At 49.4% G+C, this 14140-nt stretch carries 1 protein-coding gene and 1 pseudogene; both read left to right on the forward strand.

The features are described 5' to 3' along the window. The first annotated feature begins 251 nt into the window (after positions 1-251). Entirely contained in the window at positions 252-11015 is a 10764-nt protein-coding gene (gene srfAA, locus NST56_RS02015; protein ID WP_339179605.1) for a surfactin non-ribosomal peptide synthetase SrfAA, read from the forward strand. Between the two features lie 12 nt (positions 11016-11027). After that, a pseudogene (gene srfAB, locus NST56_RS02020) lies at positions 11028-14120 on the forward strand (surfactin non-ribosomal peptide synthetase SrfAB); the annotation flags it as partial. Positions 14121-14140: the final 20 nt, after the last annotated feature.

Consider the following 14140-nt stretch of genomic DNA (forward strand, 5'->3'; position numbering starts at 1 on the left):
AAATGTTTCTCTTTGGTGAAAAAGAAACTGCAGTCTTTATCTGCCTGTGCCGGCCGCCCGCAATAAAGGCTTACGGCACCCGCTTTTAAGAGCGGTAGTTGTTTTTTATTTGGATGCAACGCTTTTGAGATGTAGTACTTTCGGCTTTTTGATCAGTTAGTCCATTAGATTCAAAAGTTGTCAATGGATACGAAAGAGAAATCATCCTGCACATGTTACAAATTATTGAAGATTAGGGGAGGTAAGATAATATGGAAATAACTTTTTATCCTTTAACTGATGCACAAAAACGAATTTGGTATACAGAAAAATTTTATCCTCACACGAGTATTTCAAATCTTGCGGGTATTGGTAAGCTGGTTTCAACTGAAAAAATTGACTGGAAGCTTGTGGAGCAAGCGATCCAAGAGTTTGTCCGCAGAAATGACGCAATGCGTCTTCGTTTGCGTCTCGATGAAAACGGAGAGCCCGTTCAATATATAAGCGAGTATAAGCCTGTTGATATAAAACATACTGACACCACTGGAGATCGGCATGCGATAGAATCCATTTCACAATGGGGCCGGGAGGAAACGAAAAAACCTCTGCCTCTGTACGATTGTGACTTATTCCGGTTTTCCTTGTTTACCATCAAAGAAAATGAAGTATGGTTTTATGCAAATGTTCATCATGTGATTTCTGACGGGATCTCCATGAACATTCTCGGAAACGCCATTATGCATATTTACTTGGAATTAGCAGGCGGCTCAGAAACAAAAAGAGGAATCTCGCATTCATTTATCGATCATGTTTTGTCTGAACAGGACTATGCTCAATCAAAGCGGTTTGAAAAAGATAAAGCGTTCTGGAACAAGCAATTCGAGACGGTGCCTGAACTCGTTTCCCTGAAACGGAATGCTCCTGCAGGCGGAAGTTTAGATGCTGAGAGATTTTCTCAAGATGTGCCTGAGGCGCTGCATCAGCAGATTTTATCCTTTTGTGAGGAGCACAAGGTCAGCGTTTTATCGGTATTTCAATCGGTGCTTGCCGCCTACTTGTACAGAGTCAGCGGGCAGAATGATGTGGTAACTGGTACATTTATGGGCAACCGGACAAATGCGAAAGAGAAGCAGATGCTCGGCATGTTTGTTTCTACGGTTCCGCTTCGGGCAAACATTGACGGCGGACAGGCGTTTTTTGATTTTGTTAAAGACCGGATGAAGGATTTAATGAAGACTCTTCGGCATCAAAAGTACCCGTATAATCTTCTCATTAATGATCTTCGTGAAACAAACAGCTCTGTGACAAAGCTGTTTACCGTTTCGCTTGAATATCAGGTGATGCAGTGGCAGAAAGAAGAGAATCTAGCCTTTTTGACTGAGCCCATTTTCAGCGGAAGCGGATTAAATGATGTTTCGATTCATGTGAAGGATCGATGGGATACTGGGGAACTTACAATTGACTTTGACTACCGTACTGATTTCATGACGCGTGAAGAAATTAAAATTGTTTGTGAACGCATGATGGCATTGCTTGAGAACGCACTTACGCACCCGGATCATACGATTGATGAATTGACGCTGATTTCTGAGGCGGAGAAAGAGCGGCTGCTATTGCGGGCTGGCGGTGAACCGGTTAATTACCGCAAGAACATGACGATTCCGGCGCTATTCCAAGAAAAGGCGGAATCGCTTGCTGATCAGCCTGCGGTTGTGTTTGAAGATCGTGCATTGTCTTATCGAACGTTACATGAACAATCCGCACGCATTGCCAATGTGCTGAAAGAGAAGGGGGTCCGTGCAGACAGCCCGGTTGCCGTTTTGCTCGAACGCTCTGAACGGATGATCACGGCCATCATGGGGATTTTAAAAGCCGGCGGAGCCTATGTGCCGATTGACCCCGAGTTTCCGGCAGAGCGCATCCAATTTATTTTGGAGGACTGCGGTGCGGACTTCGTCTTGACTGAATCGAAGGTTGCGTCACCAGATGCATCTGCTGAGCTTATTGATTTTGATCAGGCGATTGCAAGCGGTACAGATGCTATTTCGGATACAAATGTGAATGCTAATGATCTTGCCTACATTATTTATACGTCGGGAACAACCGGACGTCCAAAAGGAGTGATGATCGAGCATCGCCAGGTTCATCATTTGGTTGAATCTCTGCAGCAGACCATTTATCAGAGTGAGAGCCAGACCCTGCGGATGGCATTGCTTGCGCCGTTCCACTTTGATGCGTCAGTGAAACAGATTTTCGCGTCGCTCCTTTTGGGACAGACTCTTTATATTGTGCCGAAGAAAACGGTGACGAATGGCGCTGCTCTTGCGGAGTATTACCGCAGACACGGAATTGAGGCGACGGACGGAACACCGGCCCATCTGCAAATGCTGATAGCTGCGGGAGATTTGACTGGTCTTAAGCTCAAACACCTGCTGATTGGCGGGGAAGGTCTTTCTTCTGTTGTGGCGGACAAGCTTCTGACATTGTTTCAAGAAGCGGGTGCCGTTCCTCGTTTGACCAATGTGTACGGGCCGACTGAAACGTGTGTGGATGCATCTGTTCATCCGGTTCACCCGGACAGTTCAGTTCAATCAGCGTATGTGCCAATCGGGAAAGCACTTGGGAATAACCGCTTGTATATTTTGGATCAAAAAGGCCGTTTGCAGCCGGAAGGCGTGGCGGGTGAGCTTTATATTGCGGGTGACGGTGTTGGACGAGGCTATTTAAACCTCCCGGAATTGACAGCTCAGGCATTTTCACAAGACCCGTTTGTGCCCGGTGACAGCATGTATCGTACCGGAGATGTGGTGCGCTGGCTTCCGGATGGAACGATCGAATATTTAGGAAGAGAAGATGATCAGGTCAAAGTTCGCGGATACCGCATTGAGCTTGGAGAAATTGAAACCGTGCTTCAGCAGGCGCCTGATGTTGCCAAAGCTGTCGTCTTGGCAAAGCCTGATGCCCAAGGGAATCTTGAGGTTTGTGGGTATGTTGTGCAAAAAGCGGGAAGCGAATTTGCTCCTGCGCGTCTGCGGGAACACGCGGCAAAACACCTTCCTGACTACATGGTGCCGAACTACATCACAGAAATCACAGAAATTCCGCTCACGCCAAGCGGAAAAGTGGACCGCCGCAAGCTATTTGCGCTTGAGGTAAAAGCGGTAAGGGGAACAGCGTATACCGCACCTCGAAACGAAATGGAAAAAACAATCGCCGAGATTTGGCAGGATGTGCTGAGCGTTGAGAAAGCCGGGGTCTTTGACAATTTCTTTGAAACGGGCGGTCATTCATTGAAGGCAATGACGCTTTTAACAAAGATTCATAAGGAAACGGGCGCTGACATCCCGCTGCAATATGTGTTTGAGCATCCGACCATCGCCGCTCTTGCTGAGGCGGCCGAGCGTAAAGAAGGCCGGACGTTTGCGGCGATTGAGCCGGCTGAAAAACAGGAGCATTACCCGCTTTCTCTGGCGCAGCAGCGGACGTACATTGTCAGCCAATTCGAGGACGCGGGAGTCGGATATAACATGCCGGCGGCAGCTATTTTAGAGGGACCTTTAGACATTCAAAAACTGAAACACGCATTTGATAAGTTAATCAGCCGCCACGAGTCGCTGAGGACATCATTTGTGCTTGAAGGCAGCATACCGAGACAAAAAATTCATGACAGCGTCCAGTTCAACATCGAGATGATTGAAAGAAGCGGCCGCTCAAATGAGGAGGTTATGACTTCTTTTGTCCGCCGGTTTGACTTATCGAAAGCGCCGCTGTTGAGAATCGGATTGATGGAGCTCGAAGAAAACCGTCATATGCTTCTGTTTGATATGCACCATTTGATTTCTGACGGTGTTTCCATCGGCATTATTTTGGAGGAACTGGCACAGATTTACCGCGGTGAACAGCTTCCTGAGCTTCGCCTTCAGTATAAAGATTACGCCGTCTGGCAAAGCGCGCAGGCTGCTGAAGGATACCAAAAGGATCGGGCGTATTGGAAGGAAGCCTTTGCGGGTGAGCTTCCCGTGCTTCAGCTTCTATCCGATTATCCGAGACCGCCTGTCCAAAGCTTTGAAGGAGACCGGGTTTCCATCAAGCTGGATGCAGAGTTAAAGAATCGCCTGTATCGTTTAGCTGAAAAAAATGGCGCCACACTTTATATGGTCATGCTGTCAGCCTACTATACGCTCCTGTCTAAATATACGGGGCAGGATGACATCATTGTCGGCACTCCGTCAGCGGGCAGACATCATTCTGATACAGAGGGCATTGTCGGAATGTTCGTTAATACGCTCGCTATTCGCAGCGAAGTGAAGCAGGATGAGACTTTTAACAGCCTGCTCACACGTGTGCGCCAGCAGGTTCTGGATGCCTTTTCTCATCAGGATTATCCATTTGAATGGCTTGTTGAAGACCTGAACATCCCGCGTGATGTAAGCAGACATCCGTTGTTTGACACGATGTTCAGTCTCCAAAACGCGGCGGCGGGCATTCCGGCTGTCGGTGATTTGACATTGTCGATTCATGAAACCAACTTCAACATTGCCAAATTTGATGTAACGGTTCAGGCAAGAGAAACGGACCGAGGCATTGATCTTGATTTAGACTACAGCACAAAACTGTTTAAACGAAGCACGGCAGACAGGCTGCTCACGCATTTTGCGCGCCTGCTTGAAGATGTAGTTGCTGAGCCTGAGAAACAGATTTCTGAGTACAACCTTCTTTCTGAAGAGGAAGCCGCCTCACAAGTTCAGCAGTTTAACCCGGAAAGAACGCCTTATCCGAAAGACAAAACGATTGTTCAGCTGTTTGAGGAGCAGGCTGCCAAAACGCCGGATCGCCCGGCACTTCAATATGAAGGGCAATCGCTCACATATCGAGAGCTGAATGAACGGGCCAACCGCTTAGCGCGCGGCATTCTTTCAATGGGAGCCGGCGAAAGTAGGACAGCGGCCGTCCTATGTGAACGGTCAATGGACATGATTGTGTCCATCCTTGCGGTATTAAAATCCGGTTCGGCTTATGTACCGATTGATCCGGAACACCCGATTCAACGGATGCAGCATTTCTTCCAAGACAGCGGAGCGAAAGTGCTTCTCACCCAGTTGAAATTAAAGGCGTTAGCGGAAAAAGCTGAATTCAAGGGTGTCATCGTGCTCGCTGATGAGGATCAAAGCTATCACGGCGATGCGCAAAATCTCGCTCTGCCGTTTGATTCTGCGGCCATGGCCAACCTGACGTATACATCCGGAACGACAGGAACGCCAAAGGGAAATATTGTGACACATGCCAATATTCTGCGTACGGTTAAGCAGACGAATTATCTCAGCATTACGGAACAGGATACGATACTCGGACTCTCAAATTATGTATTTGACGCATTTATGTTTGACGTATTCGGCTCTCTTTTAAACGGCGCCAAGCTTGTGCTCGTTCCGAAAGAAACTGTTCTGGACATGGCTCGTCTTTCTCGCGTTATTGAGCGGGAGAATATCACCATTCTCATGATCACGACAGCTCTGTTCCATCTTCTTGTGGACTTGAATCCGAGATGCTTGTCGACTTTGCGCAAGATTATGTTCGGGGGAGAACGGGCTTCTGTAGATCATGTGAAAAAAGCGCTGCAGACTGTTGGAAAAGGCAAGCTGCTTCACATGTACGGCCCATCTGAAAGCACGGTTTTCGCAACGTATCATCCGGTTGATGAATTGGATGAGCATACGATGTCCGTTCCGATTGGAAGACCGGTCAGCAATACGGAAGTGTACATTCTTGACCGCGCAGGACATGTTCAGCCTGCCGGCATCGCGGGAGAACTGTGTGTCAGCGGGGAAGGCCTCGTAAAAGGTTATTACAACCGCCCTGAACTGACTGAGGAGAAATTTGTGCCGCATCCGTTTAAAAAAGGCGAACGCATGTATAAAACAGGTGACTTGGCAAGATGGCTGCCGAATGGCGATATCGAATTTATCGGACGGATAGACCACCAGGTGAAAATCCGCGGACAGCGCATTGAGCTCGGAGAAATTGAACACCAGCTGCAAAGCCACGATCGTGTGCAGGAGAGCGTTGTGCTTGCTGTCGATCAAGGTGCGGGAGACAAACTGCTTTGCGCGTACTTTGTCGGGCAGGGTGAAATTACAGCGCAAGAGCTGAGAGAGCATACGGCAAAGGATCTGCCGGCGTACATGATTCCTGCGGTATTTATCCAAATGGACGAGCTGCCTCTGACCGGTAACGGAAAAATCGACCGGCGGGCGCTTCCGCTTCCTGACGGCAACATCTCAAATGGTGTTTCATATATTGCGCCGCGCAATGAAATAGAACAAAAAGTCGCAGACATTTGGGCACAGGTGCTTCAGGTTGAAAAAATCGGCATCTATGACCAATTCTTTGAAATCGGCGGACACTCGTTAGCGGGGATGAAGATGCTTGCCTTGATTCATCAGGAACTGGGCGCTGAGCTTTCTCTCAAGGATCTTTTCCAATCACCGACCGTTGAAAGCTTAGCACAGGTTATTGCCGCCGCAGAAAAAGGAACAGCGGTCAGCATAAGACCGGCAAAGACACAAGAGACGTATCCAGTTTCTTCTCCGCAAAAACGGATGTACGTGCTTCAGCAGCTTGAAGGAGCGAACACAAGCTACAACATGCCATCGGTTCTGCGCCTGAAGGGTCATCTGGATGTTGAAAGGCTCAAATGTGTAATGAATGAGTTAATGGAGCGTCATGAAGCCTTTAGAACAACCTTTGAAATAAAAGACGGAGAAACGGTGCAGCGAATCTGGGATGAAGCGGCGTTTGATATGGCATATTTCGAAGCGCCAGAAGAAGAGACCGAGCGGATCGTTTCTGAGTTTATCCGTCCGTTCACACTTGACCGGCTGCCCCTGTTTAGAATGGGTCTGATCAAGCTGTCAGAAGCTGAGCATCTGCTGCTGTTTGACATGCACCATATTATTTCTGACGGAGCGTCTGTCGGCGTGCTGATTGATGAACTCTCGAAGCTGTACGACGGAGAAACCCTTGAGCCGCTTCATATTCAATATAAGGATTATGCCGTGTGGCAGCAGCAGTTTATTCAGTCCGAGCTGTACCGGAAGCAAGAGGAGCATTGGCTGAAGGAGCTTGACGGAGAGCTGCCTGTGCTGACTCTTCCGACTGATTACAGCCGTCCTGCGGTTCAAACGTTTGAAGGAGACCGGATTGTGTTTGCATTGGACGCAGGAAAAGCGGATGCTCTTCGCAAGCTTGCAAAGGAAACGGATTCCACTCTGTATATGGTCCTTCTGGCGTCTTACAGCGCGTTTTTATCAAAATTGAGCGGCCAAAACGATATCATTGTGGGTTCGCCGGTAGCCGGACGTTCCCAAGCGGACATCAGCCGCGTCATCGGAATGTTTGTCAATACATTGGCGATGCGCACATATCCGAAGGGCGATAAGACGTTTGCGGATTATCTTGGTGAAGTGAAAGAAACGGCACTTAGCGCATTTGAAGCGCAGGATTACCCGCTTGAGGACCTGATCGGAAAAGTTGAGGTTCACCGTGACACAAGCAGAAATCCTTTATTTGATGCAGTATTTTCTATGCAAAATGCGAGCATCACAGATTTAACAATGAAAGGAGTCGAGCTTGAACCGCATCCGTTTGAACGGAAAACGGCCAAGTTTGATATCACGCTGACAGCTGACGAAACCGGTGGAGGGCTCACATTTGTTCTTGAATACAATACGGCGCTGTTTACACCGGAAACGATTGAACGATGGAAGCAATACTGGATTCAGCTTTTAGGAGCAGTAACAGAAAATCCAAATCAGCCGCTTTCCAGCCTGTCGCTTGTCAACGAGACAGAAAAACAAACGCTCTTGGAGGCATGGAAAGGAAAAACACTGCCTGTGCCGACAGACAAAACGGTTCATCAGCTATTTGAAGAAACCGTTCAGCGCCATAAAGACCGCCCGGCTGTCACGTATAACGGGCAGTCATGGACGTACGGCGAGCTGAATGCGAAGGCGAACCGTCTGGCGCGGATTTTGATCGACTGCGGCATCAGCGCGGATGAGCGCGTCGGCATTCTGACGAAGCCGTCGCTTGAAATGTCCGCCGCGGTGCTCGGTGTCCTGAAGGCGGGAGCGGCATTTGTGCCGATTGACCCTGACTATCCGGATCAGCGGATTGAATATATCCTACAGGACAGCGGTGCGAAGCTTCTCTTGAAACAGGAAGGCATTTCAGTGCCGGACAGCTATACGGGCGAGGTCATTCTTCTTGACGGCAACCGGACGATCCTGAGTCTGCCGCTTGACGAAAACGATGAGGAAGATCCGCAGACCGACACAACCGCGGATCACCTTGCTTATATGATTTACACGTCAGGAACGACCGGACAGCCGAAGGGTGTTATGATCGAGCACCATGCGCTTGTCAACCTGTGCTTCTGGCATCATGACGCGTTCGGCATGACAGCGGAGGACCGCAGTGCGAAGTACGCGGGCTTCGGGTTCGACGCTTCCATTTGGGAGATGTTCCCGACCTGGACGATCGGCGCTGAGCTTCACGTCATTGATGAAGCGATTCGCCTTGATATCACCCGCCTGAATGACTATTTCGAAATAAACGGCGTGACGATCACCTTCCTGCCAACGCAGCTGGCGGAACAGTTTATGGAGCTTGAGAACACGTCACTCCGCGTGCTCTTGACCGGAGGGGACAAGCTGAAGCGTGCGGTCAAACAGCCGTACAAACTCATCAACAACTACGGGCCAACCGAAAACACTGTCGTTGCGACAAGCACAGAGATCAATCCGGAGGAAGGCTCGCTTTCTATCGGGCGCGCGATCGCCAATACGAGAGTGTACATTCTCGGCGAGGGCAATCAGGTTCAGCCGGAGGGCGTGGCCGGAGAGCTTTGTGTGGCGGGACGCGGACTGGCGCGCGGCTATCTGAACAGGGAAGACGAAACCGCGAAGCGGTTTGTCTCAGATCCGTTTGTGCCGGGTGAACGCATGTACAAAACGGGCGACTTGGTGAAATGGACCGGCGGCGGCATCGAATACATCGGCCGGATCGACCAGCAGGTCAAGGTCCGCGGCTACCGAATCGAGCTGTCAGAAATCGAAGTGCAGCTGGCCCAGCTTTCTCAGGTGCAGGACGCCGCAGTGACAGCTGTGAAGGATAAAGCGGGCAATACCGCAATTGCCGCCTATGTCACACCGGAAACTGTCGACACAGAAGCGCTGAAGTCAGCGCTCAAGGAAACCCTGCCGGACTACATGATCCCGGCGTTCTGGGTGACGTTGAACGAGCTTCCGGTTACCGCAAACGGCAAAGTAGACCGCAAAGCGCTGCCGGAGCCGGATATTGAAACAGGAAACGGAGAATACAAAGCGCCGTCCACTGACATGGAAGAGCTGCTTGCCGGCATTTGGCAGGACGTGCTCGGTATTTCTGAAGTCGGTGTCAGCGACAATTTCTTCTCGCTCGGCGGAGATTCCATTAAAGGCATCCAGATGGCGAGCCGCTTGAACCAGCACGGCTGGAAGCTGGAAATGAAGGATCTCTTCCAGCACCCGACGATCGAAGAGCTTACCCAATACGTGGAGCGTGCCGAAGGCAAACAGGCAGACCAAGGCCCTGTGGAGGGCGAAGTTATCCTGACGCCGATTCAGCGCTGGTTCTTTGAAAAGAACTTCACGAACAAACATCACTGGAACCAGTCGGTTATGCTTCATGCCGCGAAGGGCTTTGATCCTGAACGGGTTGAAAAGACATTGCAGGCACTGATTGAGCATCATGACGCGCTTCGCATGGTCTACCGCGAGGAACAAGGGGAGATCGTTCAATTTAACAAAGGGCTTGATGCTGTCTCTGTTCACTTAGAGATCACCAAACTTGAGGGGCAGGCTATAGATCATGAAGACCGCATAGAGAGAGAAGCGGAGCGTCTGCAAAGCAGCATCAATTTGAAGGAAGGCGGCTTGTTAAAAGCAGGCTTGTTCCAAGCGGAAGATGGAGACCACTTGCTGCTTGTGATTCACCACTTAGTGGTTGACGGTGTATCGTGGCGGATTTTACTGGAGGATTTCGCTGCGGTTTATACACAGCTGGAGCAAGGGAACGAGCCGGTTCTTCCGCAGAAAACCCATTCGTTTGCGGAGTATGCAGAGAGATTACAAGACTTCGCAAATTCCAAGGCCTTTCTGAAAGAAAAAGAGTATTGGAAACAGCTTGAAGAACAGACTGTCCCGGTGAAGCTTCCGAAAGACCGCGAATCTAGTGATCAGCGAATGAAACATACAAAGACAATCGGATTTTCGCTGACTGCTGAAGAGACAGAACAGCTTACCACTAAGGTGCATGAGGCTTATCATACAGAAATGAATGATATTTTGCTGACGGCATTTGGATTAGCGATGAAGGAGTGGACAGGTCAGGAGCAAGTGAGTGTTCATTTAGAGGGGCATGGACGTGAAGATATCGTAGAAGACCTGACCATTTCCCGGACAGTCGGCTGGTTTACGAGTATGTTCCCGATGGTGCTGGATATGAAGCATGCGGATGATCTGGCTTATCAGCTGAAGCAAATGAAAGAAGACATCAGACATATCCCGAATAAGGGAGTGGGCTACGGCATTTTGCGCTATTTGACAGCGCCGGAGCATAAAGAAGATGTGGCGTTCTCCATTCAGCCGGATATCAGCTTTAACTATTTAGGGCAGTTCGACGAAATGTCGGATGCAGGTTTATTCACGAGATCAGAGCTGCCATCAGGACAGTCATTAAGCCCGGACACGGAAAAACCGAACGCGCTTGATGTTGTCGGATATATTGAAAATGGAAAACTGACGATGTCACTGGCCTATCATTCTCTCGAATTTCATGAAAAAACGATACAGACATTCAGTGACAGCTTTAAGGCCCATCTTCTTAGAATCATTGAACATTGCCTATCTCAAGATGGCACGGAACTAACGCCGAGTGACCTTGGCGACGACGATTTGACGCTGGATGAGCTTGATAAATTAATGGAAATTTTCTAATAGAGGTGGCATATGAGCAAAAAATCAATTCAAAAGGTGTACGCACTTACACCGATGCAGGAAGGAATGCTGTATCATGCGATGCTTGATCCGCATTCTTCCTCTTACTTCACACAATTAGAGCTTGGCATTCAAGGTGTTTTTGATCTTGAAATCTTTGAGAAAAGCGTCAATGAACTGATCCGGTCATACGATATTCTCCGTACGGTATTTGTACACCAGCAGCTGCAAAAGCCGCGTCAGGTTGTGTTAGCGGAACGCAAGACAAAGGTGCACTATGAAGATATCAGTCATACAGACGAGGATCGCCAGAAAGACCACATTGAGCGTTACAAACAAGACGTTCAGCGCCAAGGCTTTAACCTGGCAAAAGACATTTTGTTCAAGGTGGCAGTTTTCCGCCTTGATGCAGATCAGCTGTATCTTGTCTGGAGCAATCACCATATTATGATGGACGGCTGGAGCATGGGCGTTCTGATGAAAAGCCTGTTCCAAAACTACGAAGCGCTCAGAGCAGGCCGCGCACCTGCAAATGGGCAGGGCAAGCCATATTCCGACTATATTAAGTGGCTTGGAAAACAGGATAATGAAGAAGCGGAAGGCTACTGGAGCGAACGCTTGGCGGATTTTGAACAGCCAAGCGTGCTCCCGGGCCGCTTGCCGGAGAAGAAAGACGAGTATGTGAACAGAGAATACTCATTTACATGGGATGAGGAACTGGTTGCACGCATTCAGCAAACGGCGAACCGCCATCAAGTGACGGGGCCTAACCTGTTTCAGGCGATCTGGGGAATCGTCCTCAGCAAATATAACTTTACGAATGATGTTGTCTTCGGCACGGTCGTATCGGGACGGCCGTCTGAAATCAACGGAATCGAAACAATGGCGGGGCTCTTCATCAATACCATTCCTGTGCGTGTAAAGGTTGATCGGCAGTCTACATTCGCTGATATTTTCACAGCTGTTCAGCAGCATGCGGTGGAGGCGGAGCGCTACGATTACGTGCCGCTTTACGAGATTCAAAAACGTTCAGCCTTGGACAGCAGTCTTTTGAACCATCTTGTCGCTTTTGAAAATTATCCGCTTGATCAAGAGCTTGAAAACGGCAGCATGGAAGACAGGCTCGGGTTCTCTATCAAGGTTGAGAGCGCATTTGAACAAACAAGCTTTGATTTCAATCTCATTGTTTACCCGGGTAAAACCTGGACCGTCAAAATCAAATATAACGGCGCTGCATTTGATTCTGCTTTTATTGAACGGACAGCAGGACATCTCACCCGCATGATGACAGCCGCTGTCGAGCGGCCGGACGCCTTTGTGCGTGAGCATGGGCTTGTGGGAGAAGAAGAGCAGCGGCAAATTGTGGAGACCTTTAACAGCACTTCAACAGAACTCCCTGAAGGAATGGCTGTTCATCAAGTATTTGAAGAACAAGCAAAGCGGACACCTGCAAGTACTGCCCTCGTATATGAAGGAGCCGAGCTGACATACCGCGAGCTGAACGAAGCGGCGAACCGTCTGGCGAGAAAGCTTATCGGGCAAGGTCTTCAAAAGGGTGAAACAGCAGCCATTATGAATGACCGTTCGGCAGAGACTGTTGCCGCCATACTGGCTGTTTTAAAAGCCGGCGCCGCATATGTGCCGCTTGATCCCGCACTTCCGGAGGATCGGCTCCGTTTCATGGCGGAGGACAGCTCGATTCGGATCGCTTTAGCTGGAGAGGCCTATACAAAACAGGCAAATCAGCTGCAAGTGCCGGTTCTCCCGCTGGAAGGCGTCTTTGAAGAGAATGAAACGGCTGACAATCTGAATCTGCCCGCCGATCCGACTGATCTGGCTTACATCATGTACACGTCAGGTTCGACCGGAAACCCGAAAGGCGTCATGATCGAACACAAAAGCATTCTGCGTCTCGTCAAAAATGCAGGATACGTTCCTGTTCATGAAGAAGACCGCATGGCGCAAACGGGAGCTGTCAGCTTTGATGCCGGCACATTTGAGGTCTTTGGCGCGCTGCTGAACGGCGCGGCGCTTTATCCGGTGAAAAAAGAGACACTGCTTGACGCGACACGGTTTTCAGCGTTCCTGCGTGAGCAGAAAATTACGACGATGTGGCTGACATCGCCATTATTCAACCAGCTTGCTGCAAAGGATGCCGGCATGTTTGGCACACTGCGTCATTTAATCATCGGCGGAGACGCGCTCGTGCCGCATATTGTAAGTAAAGTGAAACAGGCATCGCCGTCGCTTTCTCTGTGGAACGGGTACGGCCCGACAGAAAATACGACATTTTCTACAAGCTTTTTGATTGATCGCGAGTACAGCGGTTCAATTCCAATCGGGAAGCCAATCGGAAATTCCACTGCATACATCATGGATGAGCAGCAGCGTCTGCAGCCGATCGGAGTGCCCGGTGAACTGTGTGTCGGGGGAAGCGGCGTGGCACGGGGCTACGTTAACCTCCCAGAGCTGACGGAGAAGCAATTTCTCGAAGATCCGTTCAGACCGGGTGAAAAAATGTATCGAACTGGCGACTTGGCGAAATGGCTTCCGGACGGGAATATCGAGTTTTTAGGAAGAATTGATAACCAGGTGAAGGTGCGCGGGTTCCGGATTGAGCTTGGGGAGATCGAAAACAAATTGAACATGGCCGAACATGTGACAGAGGCTGCCGTGATCATTCGCAAGAACAAAGCGGATGAAAATGAAATTTGCGCGTACTTTACGGCGGATCGCGAAGTGTCTGTGAGCGGGCTGAGAAAAACGCTGTCACAATCATTGCCGGACTATATGGTTCCTGCCCATTTGATCCAGATGGACAGCCTGCCGCTTACACCAAACGGAAAAATCAATAAAAAAGAACTACCTGCGCCTCAATCAGACGCTGTGCAGTCTGAATATGCAGCACCCAAAACAGAGAGTGAAACGAAATTAGCCGAGATTTGGGAAGGGATACTTGGCGTTAAAGCAGGCGTTACAGATAACTTCTTTATGATCGGCGGACATTCTCTGAAAGCGATGATGCTGACGGCGAAAATTCAAGAGCATTTCCACAAGGAAGTACCGATTAAAGTGCTTTTTGAAAAGCCGACCATTCAAGAACTGGCACTGTATTTGGAAGAGAG

The sequence above is a fragment of the Bacillus sp. FSL R5-0560 genome (assembly GCF_037966305.1).
Lineage (GTDB): Bacteria > Bacillota > Bacilli > Bacillales > Bacillaceae > Bacillus > Bacillus mojavensis.

What these genes read in the sequence shown, in the direction of transcription:
- srfAA (WP_339179605.1), top strand. Translation starts at nt 252, where the DNA reads ATGGAAATAACTTTTTATCCTTTAACTGATGCACAAAAACGAATTTGG.